At 67.9% G+C, this 14,761-nt stretch carries 13 protein-coding genes; 10 read left to right on the top strand and 3 right to left on the bottom strand.

The genetic code is table 11. The annotated features are described in order from the left end of the window. Window positions 1–46: 46 nt before the first annotated feature. Window positions 47–1,423 carry a hypothetical protein gene (locus tag QC180_RS03200; protein WP_278261023.1) on the bottom strand — a complete coding sequence of 459 codons (1,377 nt, stop codon included), beginning with the start codon at window positions 1,421–1,423 and terminating at the stop codon, window positions 47–49. Between the two features lie 171 nt (window positions 1,424–1,594). Between QC180_RS03200 and rpsF the strand changes: the two genes are divergently transcribed. From rpsF to QC180_RS03170, 6 genes are all read left to right on the top strand, one after another. Then, complete coding sequence (rpsF, locus tag QC180_RS03195) at window positions 1,595–1,882, top strand: 30S ribosomal protein S6 (RefSeq protein WP_278261022.1); 288 nt, start codon at window positions 1,595–1,597, stop codon at window positions 1,880–1,882. Window positions 1,883–1,979: 97 nt separating this feature from the next. Then, entirely contained in the window at window positions 1,980–2,543 is a 564-nt protein-coding gene (locus QC180_RS03190) for a single-stranded DNA-binding protein (protein ID WP_278261021.1), read from the top strand. 31 nt (window positions 2,544–2,574) lie between these two features. Next, window positions 2,575–2,826, top strand: coding sequence for a 30S ribosomal protein S18 (rpsR, locus tag QC180_RS03185; protein WP_278261020.1), 252 nt, complete (start codon window positions 2,575–2,577; stop codon window positions 2,824–2,826). Window positions 2,827–2,843: 17 nt separating this feature from the next. Continuing rightward, window positions 2,844–3,296, top strand: a complete 453-nt coding sequence (rplI, locus tag QC180_RS03180) for a 50S ribosomal protein L9 (protein WP_278261019.1) — start codon at window positions 2,844–2,846, stop codon at window positions 3,294–3,296. 656 nt (window positions 3,297–3,952) lie between these two features. Next, entirely contained in the window at window positions 3,953–6,964 is a 3,012-nt protein-coding gene (locus tag QC180_RS03175; RefSeq protein ID WP_474646386.1) for a replicative DNA helicase, read from the top strand. 220 nt (window positions 6,965–7,184) lie between these two features. Next, window positions 7,185–7,340 carry a hypothetical protein gene (locus tag QC180_RS03170; protein ID WP_278261017.1) on the top strand — a complete coding sequence of 52 codons (156 nt, stop codon included), beginning with the start codon at window positions 7,185–7,187 and terminating at the stop codon, window positions 7,338–7,340. 4 nt (window positions 7,341–7,344) lie between these two features. Here QC180_RS03170 and QC180_RS03165 read toward each other — a convergent pair whose 3' ends face one another. Beyond that, window positions 7,345–8,124, bottom strand: a complete 780-nt coding sequence (locus QC180_RS03165; protein WP_278261016.1) for a class I SAM-dependent methyltransferase — start codon at window positions 8,122–8,124, stop codon at window positions 7,345–7,347. 167 nt (window positions 8,125–8,291) lie between these two features. Here QC180_RS03165 and QC180_RS03160 point away from each other — a divergent pair, with 167 nt between their 5' ends. Continuing rightward, a complete protein-coding gene (locus QC180_RS03160; protein WP_278261015.1) occupies window positions 8,292–9,098 on the top strand; it encodes an alpha/beta hydrolase in 807 nt (268 codons plus the stop codon). A 2-nt stretch (window positions 9,099–9,100) separates the two neighbouring features. Here QC180_RS03160 and QC180_RS03155 read toward each other — a convergent pair whose 3' ends face one another. Further along, entirely contained in the window at window positions 9,101–10,333 is a 1,233-nt protein-coding gene (locus QC180_RS03155; protein WP_278261014.1) for a TerD family protein, read from the bottom strand. A 159-nt stretch (window positions 10,334–10,492) separates the two neighbouring features. Here QC180_RS03155 and QC180_RS03150 point away from each other — a divergent pair, with 159 nt between their 5' ends. From QC180_RS03150 to QC180_RS03140, 3 genes are all read left to right on the top strand, one after another. Further along, a complete protein-coding gene (locus QC180_RS03150) occupies window positions 10,493–12,208 on the top strand; it encodes a cutinase family protein (protein ID WP_278261013.1) in 1,716 nt (571 codons plus the stop codon). Between the two features lie 224 nt (window positions 12,209–12,432). Beyond that, complete coding sequence (locus QC180_RS03145; protein ID WP_278261012.1) at window positions 12,433–13,254, top strand: hypothetical protein; 822 nt, start codon at window positions 12,433–12,435, stop codon at window positions 13,252–13,254. A gap of 136 nt (window positions 13,255–13,390) precedes the next feature. Next, a complete protein-coding gene (locus tag QC180_RS03140; protein ID WP_278261011.1) occupies window positions 13,391–14,743 on the top strand; it encodes a WS/DGAT/MGAT family O-acyltransferase in 1,353 nt (450 codons plus the stop codon). Window positions 14,744–14,761 lie beyond the last annotated feature (18 nt).

Raw genomic sequence — 14,761 nt, 5'->3', positions numbered from 1 at the left:
ACGACGGCGGCGGAGCCCCTCGGGGGTCCGCCGCCGTCGTCGTCTCTCAGGCCACCGGTTGCAGCACGCGCGGCGGCGGGCCGACCGGTTCCGCGGCGATCGCGCCGCGCAGCCGGGCGCGCAGGAACACGAAGAACAACGCCAGCAGCAGGGCGCTGCGCAACCAGACGCCGAACTGCACGATCCCCTCCAGCGTCTCGTAGTCCTCGCCCTGGCCCATCGTCCAGAAGTAGCGGAACACCCCGATGCCGACCGCCGCGTCGGCCACCAGATAGGCCGCGACCATCGACCACGGCACCTCGAGCAGCACCAGGAACGGAATTATCCACAGGGTGTACTGGGGTGAGTGCACCTTGTGGAAAAGCAGGAAACCGGCCAGCATCGCCGCGCTCACACCCACCCACGGGAACGGCGCGGCCGGGGTCCAGCGGCGCAGCCCCAACCACAGCGCCAGCGCGAAGGCAGCGGCCATCAGCCCGGGTGAGGCGATCGCGACGAAGTCGTGCCAGGTCTGAGTGGTCTCGGCGTCGCGACCGAAGATCGCCTGGTGACCCCAGTACCAGATGGAATTGGTGGTGATATCGGCCTGCCGCAGTCGCTGGAAGGTGACCGAGGCCCGCCAGCCCTCCACCCCGGCCAGCACGAACGGCAGATTCACCGCCGCCACCGTCGCCATGGCGGCCAGCAACGTCTGCGCCGCACCTGCCACGTCGAGCTCGCGCAGCCGACGCGTGCCGCGCGGCGCGCCCTCGGTGAGCACGTAGATCGCCAGCGGCAGCACGAAGATGCCTGGATAGATCTTCAGACAGAAACCCAGCGCCAGCAGCACCGCGGCGATGATGCCCCGGGTGCGCACGCTCAGGCGCGAGGGCAGCGTGAGCACCGCCACCGCCGCGACCGAGGTCGCCACCACCGGCAACTCCCAGTTGTGGAAGGCGTAGAACACCAGCGGCGGGCCGGTCGCCCAGAGCAGGGCCGCCGCGCCCGACATCCGCGCCAGCAGCCAGGCGGTCAGCAGCGCGAACGGCGCGAGCAGCAGCGCCGAATGCCAGAGGAAATCGGCGTCGTTGTCCACCCCGATCGCGCCCGCCCACATGAGCAGTCCGCTGAGGACCGGATACTCCACCGCGCCGCCGATCAGGACACCGTCGTCGGTGATCGCGCCGTCGACATACGGGAAGACGTGATTGTCGATTTCCCTTCCCTGCCACAGGAATTGGATATCCGAATAGCAGACATCGCGGTCCTTGCGGATATCGAAGACCTCGCTGCGGCCGTATTCGTCGACCGGTCCGCCCGCACAGCGCGCCTTGTTCGCGTACGCCACCGCGAGGGTGAGCCCGCACAGCAGCAGCACGACGAAGGCCAGCGCCGTGGCCCGGCCCGCGCCCGTCCGCGCGCGGGGCAGCGGGTCGTTCGTCATGGCAATCACCCTAAGCGGCGAGGCGCTGTTGTCCGGCGGTCAACCCGCGCTCATGATCGATTTCGTCGCGCCCAGGGCGCTCAGGTAGCCTTGTCGGGTTGCTGACGCAACGAACCCTCCTGCCATGGAAAGTCCATGGCCGTTTCCTAGTCCACAGGAGGTGATTGGTCCGTGCGTCAATATGAAGTGATGGTCATCCTCGACCCCAGCCTGGACGAGCGCATCGTCGGGCAGTCCCTGGATAACCTGCTCAACGTCGTCAAGACCGAGGGCGGCAAGGTCGACAAGGTCGACATCTGGGGCCGTCGTCGGCTCGCCTACGAGATCGCCAAGCAGGCCGAAGGCATCTACGCGGTCGTCGAACTGACCGCGACCCCGGCCACCGTGAGCGAGCTCGATCGCCAGCTGGGCCTGAACGAAACGGTGCTGCGCACCAAGGTTCTGCGCAACGACAAGTAGTCCGCAACCACTTCTCGGATTTCCTGTCAGAGCCTAGCTTTAGGCTCGAGCGCAAATCCCGAGATGCGGACTGCACCCCCGAGCAGGAGGAACCCCCATGGCAGGCGACACGGTCATCACCGTCATCGGCAATTTGACGGCAGACCCCGAGCTTCGTTTCACGCCCGCGGGCGCAGCGGTGGCGAATTTCACCGTCGCTTCGACTCCCCGCGTGTTCGATCGCAATTCGAACGAATGGAAAGACGGCGAGGCTCTGTTCCTGCGCTGCAACATCTGGCGTGAGGCAGCGGAGAATGTCGCCGAGAGCCTGACCCGAGGCGCTCGCGTGATCGTGAGCGGACGGCTCAAGCAGCGCTCCTACGAAACCCGCGAGGGTGAGAAGCGCACAGTCGTCGAACTCGAGGTCGACGAGGTCGGCCCCTCGCTGCGCTACGCGACGGCCAAGGTCTCCAAGGCCGGTCGCGGCGGCGGAGGCGGCGGCTTCGGTGGTGGTTCCGGTAATGCCGGTGGTGGTGCGAGCGCAGGCGGCTACAACGCCAACAACGGCGGCGGACAGTCGGGCGGCGGCAACGCCGGTAACGACGATCCGTGGGGTAGCGCGCCCGCGGCCGGGTCCTCCTTCGGAGGCGGCGGCCGCATGGATGACGAACCGCCGTTCTGAGGAACGGCACTCATAGTACGGAGAGAAGACCATGCCTAAAGCGCCCGCGCGCGAAAAGGTACTGAAGAAGAAGGCGTGCGCTTTCTGCAAGGAAGCCAAGGCCGGAATCGTCAATATCGATTACAAGGACACCACGCTGCTGCGCAAGTACGTCAGCGACCGCGGCAAGATCCGCGCTCGCCGCGTCACCGGCAACTGCGTGCAGCACCAGCGTGACATCGCTGTGGCCGTCAAGAACTCGCGTGAGGTGGCCCTGCTGCCTTACGTGTCGACCGCTCGCTGAGAAAGGGAGTCAGACAGATGAAGCTCATCCTCACCGCTGATGTCGACAACCTCGGTGCGCCGGGCGACCTCGTCGAGGTCAAGGACGGTTACGGCCGCAACTACCTGCTGCCCCGCGGCCTGGCCATCGTGGCCACCCGTGGCGCCCAGAAGCAGGTCGACGGCATCCGTCGCGCCCAGGACGCCCGCAAGGTGCGCGACCTGGACCACGCCAACGAGCTGAAGCAGGCCATCGAGGGCCTGGAAGCCGTCTCGCTGGCCGTGAAGACCGCCGACAGCGGCAAGCTGTTCGGTTCGGTCACCACCGCCGACGTGGCCGGTGCCATCAAGGCCGCCGGTGGCCCCGTGGTGGACAAGCGCAGCATCGAGCTGCCGAAGTCGCACATCAAGGCGACCGGCAAGCACGGCATCGTGGTGCACCTGCACCCCGATGTGGTTGCCAAGTTCAACCTCGAGGTTGCTGCGAACTGAGTTCGCTGGGAAACCACCCCTGTGTTCGCACAGGGGTGGTTTCCCTTGCCTACGGCGGCGTTAGCTGACCGATAACCGCCACTTCGAGTGCCCCGGGGCGCTGCGGGTGGCCCACGGTCGGCAACTCGCTGACCTCCTGTTATTCCGCCTGTGGATTACCGTCGAAACCGACCGGCACATTTGTGACTCCGGTCATACCGTGCACGGCCGCTGTTTACCCAACACGCCCGGCTGTTCACCTTTACCGACACGCCGGAACTTCTTTCATCCACAGGACGAGAGTCCGGTAATAGCGGGCCTAGCAGGGCGTTCCACCACACTGACCTGGGTTTTCCCCATGTTTTCCACAGGCGCTGCACAACTCTGGGTGAACTACCCCCAAGTTATCCACAGTTGTGTGCACAGGTCGGCTTGGCGCGTCCCGAAAACGTCGCCTAGGTTCGTCGCATCGTCCTGCGCGCGACCCCGGGAAGCACGCAGGCAACCGATTGCTGACTTCGTGTCGGAGCCCGGGAGTACAACGAGTTCATCGATGTGAAACCCCCGAGCTCGAGGGCAGAGAGGACGGTCTGGTGACCACCACCGGCGACCGCGCGCACACCGACTTCCCGCCCGAACCCCCCGGCGAGGACTTCGGCAGGCAGCCACCGCACGACATGGCGGCCGAGCAGTCCGTGCTCGGCGGCATGCTGCTGAGCAAGGACGCCATCGCCGACGTGGTCGAGGTGCTGCGCCCCGGCGACTTCTACCGTCCCGCGCACCAGGCCGTCTACGACACCATCCTCGACCTCTACGGCCGCGGCGAGCCCGCCGACCCCGTCACCGTCGCCGCCGGTCTCGATCGCCGCGGCGAACTCAAGCGCATCGGCGGCGCCCCCTACCTGGTGACCCTCACCCAGACCGTGCCCACCGCCGCCAACGCCGGTTTCTACGCCGAGATCGTCGCCGAGAAGGCCATCCTGCGCCGCCTGGTCGAAGCGGGCACCCGCATCGTCCAGTTCGGCTACGCGGGCGCCGACGGCCAGGACGTCGCCGAGGTCGTCGACCGCGCCCAGGCCGAGATCTACGAAGTCACCGAACGCCGCACCACCGAGGACTTCACCCCGCTGGAAGAACTCCTCCAGCCCACCATGGACGAAATCGACTCCATCGCCTCCCGCGGCGGCATCTCCCTCGGCGTCCCCACCGGCTTCACCGAACTCGACGAACTCACCAACGGATTGCACGCGGGCCAGATGATCATCGTCGCGGCCCGACCCGGTGTAGGTAAGGCACTCGCGCTCGACACCCCCCTGCCGACCCCGGCCGGGTGGACGACGATGGGCGAGGTCCGCGTCGGCGACGAACTGCTAGGGCCCGACGGCAGACCCACACTGGTCCTCGCGACCACCGAGGTGATGCTCGATCGCACGTGCTTCGAGGTCGAACTCTCCGATGGCACCGTCATCACCGCCGACGAAGAACACCAGTGGGTCACTATGGCCCCCACCTTGGCGCCGCACCCGTTGGTTCGTACGACCGGCGAGATCGCACACAGCCTGCGCACCCCACGCGACCACTTCGCGCACATGCTGCCCAGGTCCGCCCGCTCGGAGGCTCGACAGATCGTCGACATCCGCAAGATCGACCCGGTTCCGGTCCGCTGCGTCGAAGTCGACAACGCCGACCACCTGTATCTGGCCGGACGCACGATGGTGCCGACACACAACTCGACGCTCGGCATGGATTTCATGCGCAGCTGCTCCATCAAACACGGCATGGCCAGCGTCATCTTCTCGCTCGAGATGAGCCGCACCGAGATTGTCATGCGTCTTCTCTCCGCCGAAGCGAAGATCAAACTGGGCGATATGCGCTCGGGCCGGATGAGCGATGACGACTGGACCAAGCTGGCCCGACGGATGAGTGAGATCAGTGAGGCACCGTTGTTCGTCGACGATTCGCCGAACCTGACCATGATGGAGATTCGGGCGAAGGCGCGGCGGCTCAAGCAACGGCACGACCTGAAGCTCGTGGTGGTGGACTACCTCCAGCTGATGAGCTCCGGCAAGAAGGTCGAATCGCGCCAGCAGGAAGTCTCGGAGTTCTCGCGGCATCTGAAGCTGCTCGCCAAGGAGCTCGAGGTTCCGGTGATCGCGATCTCCCAGCTGAACCGTGGTCCGGAACAGCGAACGGACAAGCGGCCCATGGTCTCCGACCTTCGCGAATCGGGCTGCATGCCCGCGTCCACGCGCATCCTGCGCGCAGACACCGGCGCCGAAGTGACCTTGGGCGAGTTGCTCAGCAACGGTGAACAGCCTCTGGTCTGGTCACTCGACGAACGCATGCGGATGGTCGCCCGACCGATGGTGAAGGTTTTTCCGAGCGGACGCAAGGAAGTGTTCCGGCTACGACTCGCTTCCGGCCGCGAGGTCGAAGCGACCGGTAACCACCCGTTCCTGACTGTCGACGGCTGGATCGCGCTCGACCAGCTCGCCGTCGGCGACCGTCTCGCGACACCGCGCCGGGTACCCGAACCCGTCCACACCGCGCGGCTCCCTGAAGCCGAGATCGTGATGCTCGCGCACATGATCGGCGATGGCTCGTGCGTGAAGCGCCAGCCGGTCCGCTACGCCAGCGTCGATGAGGAGAATCTCGCCGCCGTCACGACGGCTGCCGAGCACTTCGGAGTCACCGCGGTACGCGACGAGTACGCCGCTGCCCGCGTCACCACCCTGCGACTGCCCGCGCCCTTCCGGCTCACCCGTGGCAAGCGCAATCCGATCGCGGCCTGGCTGGACAGCCTCGGCCTGTTCGGGCTTCGTAGCTACGAGAAGTTCGTTCCGGAACCGGTATTCGCGCTGCCTGATGACCAAGTCGCGCTGTTCCTACGTCACCTGTGGGCCACCGATGGATCGGTGCGATGGGATGCCAAGGCCCAACAGGCGCGTGTCTACTACGCATCGACGAGCCGCCGACTGATCGACGACGTCAACCAGCTACTGCTGCGGTTGGGTGTTCACGGCCGCATCAAGACAGTTCGCAAGGGCGACTATCGCCCCTGCTATCACCTGACAATCGACGGCGGTGAAAACCAGACAACGTTCCTGCGTGACGTCGGTGCGCACGGGGCCCGGGGCCGCTCCGCAGCGGCCGCGCTGTCCGAACTGAGCACGATGGCACGCAACACCAACGTGGACACCGTCCCGGCAGAGGTCTGGAATCGGGTCCGCACACTGCTCGCCGACAAACAGATGACCCATCGTGAGTTCTCGGCAGCCATGGGTTCGCGATTCTGCGGAAACTCGATGTGGAAGCGTTCCCCCAGCCGATCCCGGCTCGCCCGCGTCGCCACCGTTCTCGACGATGCGGACATCGAAATGCTCGCCACGAACGATGTCTTCTGGGACAAGATCGTCGAAATCACCAGCCTCGGTGAACAGGACGTCTACGACGGCACCGTTCCCGGCACGCACAACTTCGTCGCACAGGGTATTTCCGCGCACAACTCGCTCGAGCAGGACGCCGACATGGTCATCCTGCTGCACCGGCCCGATGCGTTCGAACGTGACGACCCGCGTGGCGGCGAGGCCGACCTCATCGTCGGTAAGCACCGAAACGGCCCGACTGCCACCATCACCGTGGCGCATCAGCTGCATTTGAGCCGGTTCGTGGATATGGCCCGCGGCTGATCGGTCAGCCATTCGCGCGGCCGAGAGGTTCTCGTTGGTGTTGCGGGGGGTGGTGTGGGTGGGGCAGCGGGCGTATCTGCGTAGGAATGGTGAGGCGGTCGTCGCTACGGTGGTCGGGGCCGGGCGGCGGGTGACGCGGACGTCGAACAATCCGTTGTCGACGCATCGGGTTCGGCTCGAGGTGCGGTTCACGCATCCGGGGAGCGGGGTGGAGCATGAGATGAAGAAGGAGTTCGCGTTCAACGAATTGCGGAAGTCCGCGGCGTCGGCGCTGATGGATCGGTTTGCGGTGGGGGCGGAATTGCCGGTGTTGGTGCGGGGGCGGGCGGCTGGGTTCGATGTGCCGCGGCGGCCGCAGTGGGTGGATATCTGGTGATCGGCTATTCGGGGGTGGGGCAGGACAATTCGGCTCGTAGTTGGAGGAAGTGGAACAGTCCTGGTGTGGCGGTGACGGTTTCGTAGCGGTGGACGACTTCGGCTACGAAGGTTGGTATTTCGGGGGCGGGGAGGTGGGCGGTCCAGTCGGTGAAGCCGACTGTGCACCAGCGGGTGAAGGCTTCGCGGGAGCCGAAGTCCCAGGTGCGGTCGGTGACGGATTGCGCGACGACGGCGAGGCCCGCGGCGGCCGCGAGTGCGGGGAGGGTGGTGGGGTCGATGTGGAGGTAGGGGCGGGGGAAGTCGGGGAAGAAGGCCGACCAGGGTGGCTCGGTGGTGACGGTGGTCGCGATGTCTTCGATGCTGGGGCGCGGGCCGTCGCAGACGTACTGGACCAGAACCCGGCCGCCGGGGGCCAGGGCCGCGGCGAGGTGCCGGTAGGCGCGGGTCTGGTCGTGTACCCAGTGCAGGGCGTTGAACGAGACGACGAGGTCGAACTCGCCGGTGAACGTCATCGTGGTGACATCGCCGAGCTGGAAGGCGACGTTGGTGAGTTGGTCGTCGGCGGTGCGGGCGGTCTCGATCATGCGGGGGGACGGGTCGAGGCCGAGTACCGAACCGGCGGGGACCCAGGCCGCGAGCAGGCGGGTCACGTAGCCGTCGCCACAACCCACGTCGAGGACGCGCTCGGTGCCCGCGACCGGGACCGTGGCCACCGCATCGGTCGCCATCGCGCGTTGGAGTGCGCTGATGTGCGCGTAGCCCGCGCCGTCCCAGTCGGACATCGCCTCACCTTCCTGGGAGTCGACTGTCCCGGAGTCGGCCGGGATGCGCATCGCTCGAACAGCTGATTCCGGGTGTCAGCGGGCGTCAGGGACGTGTCAGGGCGGTGTCAGGTGGGGGCGCGACAGTTGTCCTCATCAACGAGCACGACTGAGAGGGGTGGTCGACAATGACCGCGCGAGACATCGAACCGGGTAGCACGGCGTGGAGTGGGATGGTGAGCGTCGACGACACGGCGTTGGCCGTCACCGATACCGGGGGTGACGGGATTCCGGTGGTTTATCTGAACGGGCAGTTCGCGACGCAGGGGTATTGGCGCAAGACGATCGCCGAGTTGGGGGACGGGTTCCGGCACATCACCTTCGATGAGCGGGCTCGGGGACGGAAGTCGGGGCTGTCGGCGGACTACTCGTTCGAGGCCGCCGTGCGGGATGTGGACGCGGTGTTGGCGGCGCGGGGTGTGGAGCGGGCGGTGCTGGTGGGCTGGTCCTACGGTGCTGTCGTCGGGGCGCACTGGGCGGCGCGGAATCCGGAGCGGGCGATCGGGGCGGTGCTGGTCGACGGGGCCTTTCCCTACGACTGGCTCGATGACGCCATGGAGAAGCGCATCCGCACGCTGTTCAAGCGGTTGAGCTGGTTCATGCCGCTGCTGCGGCCGACGGGGCTGGTCCCGAGGATGAACGCCGCGCAGCAGGCCGAGAGCAATATCGAGCTCGGCAAGCTCTCCCGGACCGACGAGCTGGGGCCGGTACTGGACACGATCAGTGTGCCGGTGCGCTATGTGGTGGCCTCGGGGACCTCGTTCGGCAGCAAGGGCGACGAGCAGGAGAAGATCCGGAGCGGGCTCGACGCGGTGACGGCCCGCAAACCGAACATCCGGGTGGCGGCCAAGGTGACGAGCAATCACGGCGCCATCCTGCGCAAGGACTTCCTGGCCATCGCGGATTCGGTGCGGGAGGTCGCCGCGCTCGGGTGAGGTCAGCGCAGCAGGAACTGGCCCAGCTGCGGGATGGCGTCGCCGGGAGTGCGGGCCTGGAAGGGTTCGCCGATGGCCCGCATGGTCCATTCGCGGCCGGAGCGGGCGACCTTCGCCATGGCGATGGCGGTGTAGGGCATGCCGCCGGTGAGGGCGTAGCGGGCCAGTTCGCGGTCGTTGGTGTTGTCGACGAGGCGACAGAAGGCGTTGGTGACCTGTTCGAAGGTGTGGCCCTGGTAGGAGGTGACGAAGAAGAGCAGGGTGGTGACGTGCACGGGGACGCGGACCAGGTCGACCAGGATCACCTCGTCGTCGCCGTCGCCCTCGCCGGTGAGGTTGTCGCCCTGGTGGCGGATGGCGCCGTCGCGGGAGGTGAGCTGACCGAAGCAGACCAGGTCGACGAGGGTGTGGTCGGCGAACATGGCGACCGAGGCGTCGAGGTCGATCTCGATCGGGCGGCGGCCGAACAGGCGACCGCGCAGGACGGGGTCCCAGCCCAGGCCCATGCGGACGAAGGTGAGGGCGGCGCCGCCGTCTTTGCGGAGGGTGACCTGCTGGCCCTTGGCCAGGCTGACCGGGCGGTGCCGGGGCAGGCCGGGCGCGGCCGGACCCGACCCGGCGGAACCTGGACCGGCCGGACCCGAAGCAGCGGAACCCGGTACGACGGCCGGGCCCGAACCGGCGGGAATCGGCGGGGCCGCCGGATACTGTGCGGCCGCCGGATACTGCGGTGCTGCCGGGCGCGGTGCCTCGATCAATCGCCCGCCGTGATCACCGACCAGCGCCGCGAACCCACCCGCGTACCCCGCCCCGAGCGCCCGAACTTTCCAGGCTCCTTGACGGCGGTAGAACTCGACCGCCAACACCGCCGACTCCGTGCTCAACCCGTCGATGGGGAAGTCGTAGAGCGGCGCACCCTCGGCCGACGCGAGCAGCACCACCGGCGCCGCGATCCGCCCGAAACCGCCCGCCGGTTCGTCGAGCGCGATCACCGCTCTGACCTGCGCGATCTCGGCGGGCACCTGCGTCAGCGAGACGGTGAGCGTCCCGTGCTGCAAGCGCACGCCGGGCGCGAACGGCTGGTACTCGCACACGAGATCGCCATCGGAGCGGACCTTGCCCTGCTCGGTGACGAGCAACGCCGCCAGCGTCACCGGCGCGTTCACCCGCGCCGAGACGACCACCACATCGGCGCCCGCCGGACCGTTCTGACCCTTCACCAACGTCGCTGACATGCGCGTTTCCCCCCTGCCCACTGCCGTGCCCCCAGAACCCGGGGCACGTGACTGCTCTTCGCGGTAGTAACGATCCGCAGGTGGCCCACGACAGAGTTCGTGACATGCGGCCCGTCGGGGGGCCTGCCCACCTGTAGGTCATTCGAACGGGATCATGACATGAATCTGCGTGAGTTCCTTGCGAAACATCGCATCGCATCGGCTGTCGCCGCCCCGGCGACCCTGGGTGTCGCGGCGATCGTCGCGGCGTCGTTCGCGGTGACGTCGCAGCAGCCCCAGTCCCCCAGCTACGAGCTCACCACCTCGGTGACCGAGTGCCGCGAGATGGTGACCATCTCGGTGGCCGGGCGCAACGACACCCCGGTCGAGGGCACCACGGCCATGCTGCTCGACGCCAACGGCAACCCGCTGCCCGCGGCGCTGTCGGGTGATCACAGCAGCGTGTGGGTGGACCCGGTGGTGAACGCGCCAGCCAGTTCGGTGGCCGACGGCCAGTACGCGGCGGTCTACATCGCCTACCCGGCGGACATGCGCAGCTACGAGGACGCGGTGAACACGGGTGTCGCGAACACCCAGCAGGTGATGCGGGAGATCTCGGCGGCCTGCCCGGACACCAAGTTCTCCATCGTCGGCTACAGCGAGGGCGCCGATGTGGTGCGTCGCGTGGCCGAGGGCATCGGCAACGACGACCCGGCCGACGGCTACTCCGTGGTCGACCCCGATGACGTGCTGGGTGTGGTGATGTTCGCCGATCCCGGTCGCGCGGCCGGTGAGGGCCCGTTCATCGGCGCCGAGGACCCGTTCGCCAACCCGGACGGCTTCGATCAGAAGTACCAGAACGGCGTCGACCCGATCTCGGGCAAGGGCGTGACCACCGGCGGCGGCTTCGGCGCGCTCGACGGCAAGATCGCCTCGTTCTGCTCCGAGGGCGACCTGACCTGCGCGGCCCCGGAGAACATCTCGCTGTTGCAGCTGGCGGCGAACGTGGGCCGTCAGATCAATGTCGACGATCTGCAGCGCGACGGCCTGACCCCGGCCACCGGCCAGGACATGGCGTTCACGCTGGGCCGCATCGCGATGGCGGCCTTCTCCGACATCGCCGCCAACCCGAACTGGATGGCCAGCGACGAGACCTTCCTCGAGGTGCTGCTGAAGGTCTCCGACCCGGACTACAAGCCGGGCGAGGCCAAGGCGCCCTCGCAGGCGGACACGATCGCGGCCGAGCAGGTCTCGCCGCTGGCGTACCTGCCGCAGAAGGTGTTCAACGAGATCGTCGGGCTGATCGTGACCAATCAGAACACCATTCCGGTGGCGATGAGCGATCCGTACCAGCTGACCCTCGGCCCGAACGGCACCGGTCACCACTTCGACTACTGGCGTGATTCCGACGCCGCCAACGGCAAGCCGCTGACCTCGGCGGAGTACGCGGCGGCCTGGCTGACCCACCTGGCCAAGCAGGCCCAGGCCGGTGAGACGGTGGACAAGAAGTCCGCGCCCGCCGACGAGGACGTGACCGCCGCCCTGGCCGCGCCGACCAAGCCCGCCACGACCACCACCGCGGCGCCGACCTCGACCACGTCCAACAAGCCGACCACCACCACCAGCAAGTCGACGACCACCAGCAAGAACACCACGACCGCGCCGTCGACGACCACCTCGACCACCGGATCGACGACCGCGCCGTCCACCACGGCCCCGTCGACCACCACGGCCGAGCCGACCACCACCACCCCGGCCCCGGCACCGGAGCCCGCGACCAACCAGGCCGCAGCCCCCGCGCCGACGACCACGACCACCACGTCCCCGGCCCCCACCACCACAGCGGCCCCGACCACCACCACCGGCGAGCCGACCACCACGACTCCGGCGAACTGACCACCGCGAGAACCGAATTCCCCGGCGCGGCACCTGAACTGGTTGCCGCACCGGGGACTTCGTCGTGTAGCGCCTCCGATTCCGCGCGCGGCTGCGGAAGGCGGGTCGGTGCCCGGCGAAATCGGCGGGAATCCGCCGCTGTCACAGTGCGACACCCCGGTGCGATCTTCGGGCAACGCGCCGATCATGGTGACTGATTCTTGTCGCGATGCAATGATCGGCGGGTGACTCAGTGGCTCCCTCTCCTCGGCTCGCTCCCCGTCGCCGGTGCTGTACTGGTCGGCGTCTTCGCCAACAACCGCACACACCGCGAAGGCATCGCGGCCGCCGACGAGCGGGGCAGGCAGGCGCTCGACGCCGCGCAGCGTCATGTCGAGCTGTCGAACATGGTGGGTGACCAGCGCGATCACGAGGCGTGGCGGCGCGAGGCGGTGCTCGCCGCGGTGGCCTCGATCCTGGAGACCTCGGCTTCGGTGCGCGCCGATCTGGCCAACTGCGGGGAGTGGGATCTGGTCACCGCCGAGGAGATCGACGGGGTGGGCGCGCAGATCCACAAGGTGATCTGGGATCGCCCGGGCGGCATGCTGACCCGGCTGCGCGTGGTGGCGCACCGCCGTATCCCGAACAAGTGCGAGGACCTGCTGCGCACCCTGACCGCGGCCCAGCACATCACCATGCAGCGGCTCAAGCTGCACATCGATGTGGAGGCCACCGTCGAGGAGCTCGAGGAGATGGCCTCGCTGTGGCAGAAGGCCATGCGCCACGCCGCCGAGCAGGAGCGGGCGCTGGTGGAGATCACCCGGCTGGAGTTGGGGATCGAGATCGCCACGAAAGGCCCCGCGACGCCGTCGGTTCCGGCCCCGCAGCCGCCTGCGCCCGAGCCGGTCGCCGAAACCCCTTCGCCCGAGCCGGAACCGGCGCTCGCACCCGAGGAACATCACACCGCGGTGCTGCGCGTGGTCACCCCCGAGACCGAGCCGCCCGCCGAGGGCGAGCCCGCCGCACCGGCGCCCGCGCAGCGACAGGCCGAGCCCGCGCAGGTCTGAGTCCCCGCGCGTTCGGCTGACGTGAGCGCGACCGGCGGGTAACTTGGAAGGTGGCACGCGCGTCGTGCCGACCCGACAGCGTGGTCGATCGTCTACAGACTTGCACCGAACCACTCTCGTCAGGGGGCGATCTGTCATGGAATTCATCGCACCGTTGGATGCGCTGTTCCTGCTCGCGGAGTCGCGCGAGCATCCGATGCATGTGGGCTCACTGCAATTGTTCGAGCCGCCCGAAGACGCCGGGCCGAACTATCTGCGCGAGTTCCGCGACATCCTGTTGGCCGACAAGACCTTCCGGCCCACCTTCCGCAAGCGCCCGGCCACCTGGCTCGGCGCACCCCAGCTGGCCTGGACCCAGGACGCGGAGATCGACCTGGACTTCCACGTCCAGCGCAGTGCCCTGCCCGCACCGGGCACCATGGGTCAGCTGCTCGATCACGCCTCCGGCCTGCACAGCGCGCTGCTGGACCGGCACCGTCCGCTCTGGGAACTGCATTTCGTGGAGGGCCTGGCCGACGGCCGCTTCGCGCTGTACTCGAAGATGCATCACGCGTTGATCGATGGTGTGTCCGCCCAGCGGCTGCTGCGCCGGACGCTGAGCACCGATCCGGACGCCGAGGTGACCGTGCCGTGGAATCTGCCGCGCAAGCCGCGTCCCGAATCCCGGCCGAGCCGTGCGGGTCTGGGCGGACTGCTGGGTGGTCTGTCGGCAGCGGGCTCGTCGACGGCGGCGCTGCTGCGCGCGGCCCGCACCGGTCTGCTCGAGCAGCAGTTGACCTTGCCGTTCGCGGCGCCGAACACGCTGTTCAACGTGCCGATCGGCGGGGCGCGCAAGTGCGCGGTGCGGACCTGGTCGATGGACCGGATCAAGCAGGTGAAGAAGGCGACCGGGACCACCGTCAACGATGTGGTGCTGAGCATGTCGGCGGGGGCGCTGCGCGCGTATCTGCTCGAGCGCGACGCGCTGCCGGACAAGCCGATGGTCGCGATGGTGCCCATGTCGCTGCGCGACGCCGACGACACCGACACCCAGGGCGTGAAGATCGCGGCGCTGCTGTGCAATCTGGGGACCGATGTCGCCGATCCGCTGGAGCGGTTGCGGGTGGTGAGCGAGTCGACGCGGCGCAGCAAGGACGTCTACCGGTCACTGAGCCCGGCCCAGACCCTCGCGGTGGCGGGGCTGATGTTGAGCCCGATGGCGGCGTTGCTGCTGCCGGGGTTCGCCGCGCTGGGGACGCCGCCGTTCAATATCGTCATCTCGAATGTGCCGGGTTCGCGCGAGCCGATGTACTGGAACGGCGCCCGGCTCGACGCGGGCTACCCGCTGTCCATCCCACTGGACGGCCAGGCCGTGAACATCACCCTCACCTCGCACGGGGACAATCTCGATTTCGGCCTGGTCGGCTGCCGCCGCACCCTGCCCGACCTGCACCGATTGCTCGATCACCTGGAGGATTCCCTGGTCGCCCTCGAGGACGCCGCCGTCTGAAATCAACCGTTCTCGGAT

It is taken from the genome of Nocardia anocheti (assembly GCF_029675105.1).
In the GTDB taxonomy this organism is placed as follows: domain Bacteria; phylum Actinomycetota; class Actinomycetes; order Mycobacteriales; family Mycobacteriaceae; genus Nocardia.
Note: the sequence above shows the minus strand (reverse complement) of the source record. Positions and strands in the feature narration are given on the sequence as shown.

Bases quoted from the DNA above. Each gene is read 5' to 3' on its own strand.
- QC180_RS03200 (WP_278261023.1), bottom strand. From the start codon at position 1,423: ATGACGAACGACCCGCTGCCCCGCGCGCGGACGGGCGCGGGCCGGGCC.
- QC180_RS03190 (WP_278261021.1), top strand. From the start codon at position 1,980: ATGGCAGGCGACACGGTCATCACCGTCATCGGCAATTTGACGGCAGAC.
- rpsR (WP_278261020.1), top strand. From the start codon at position 2,575: ATGCCTAAAGCGCCCGCGCGCGAAAAGGTACTGAAGAAGAAGGCGTGC.
- rplI (WP_278261019.1), top strand. From the start codon at position 2,844: ATGAAGCTCATCCTCACCGCTGATGTCGACAACCTCGGTGCGCCGGGC.
- QC180_RS03175 (WP_474646386.1), top strand. From the start codon at position 3,953: ATGGCGGCCGAGCAGTCCGTGCTCGGCGGCATGCTGCTGAGCAAGGAC.
- QC180_RS03170 (WP_278261017.1), top strand. From the start codon at position 7,185: ATGAAGAAGGAGTTCGCGTTCAACGAATTGCGGAAGTCCGCGGCGTCG.
- QC180_RS03165 (WP_278261016.1), bottom strand. From the start codon at position 8,124: ATGTCCGACTGGGACGGCGCGGGCTACGCGCACATCAGCGCACTCCAA.
- QC180_RS03160 (WP_278261015.1), top strand. From the start codon at position 8,292: ATGACCGCGCGAGACATCGAACCGGGTAGCACGGCGTGGAGTGGGATG.
- QC180_RS03155 (WP_278261014.1), bottom strand. From the start codon at position 10,333: ATGTCAGCGACGTTGGTGAAGGGTCAGAACGGTCCGGCGGGCGCCGAT.
- QC180_RS03150 (WP_278261013.1), top strand. From the start codon at position 10,493: ATGAATCTGCGTGAGTTCCTTGCGAAACATCGCATCGCATCGGCTGTC.
- QC180_RS03140 (WP_278261011.1), top strand. From the start codon at position 13,391: ATGGAATTCATCGCACCGTTGGATGCGCTGTTCCTGCTCGCGGAGTCG.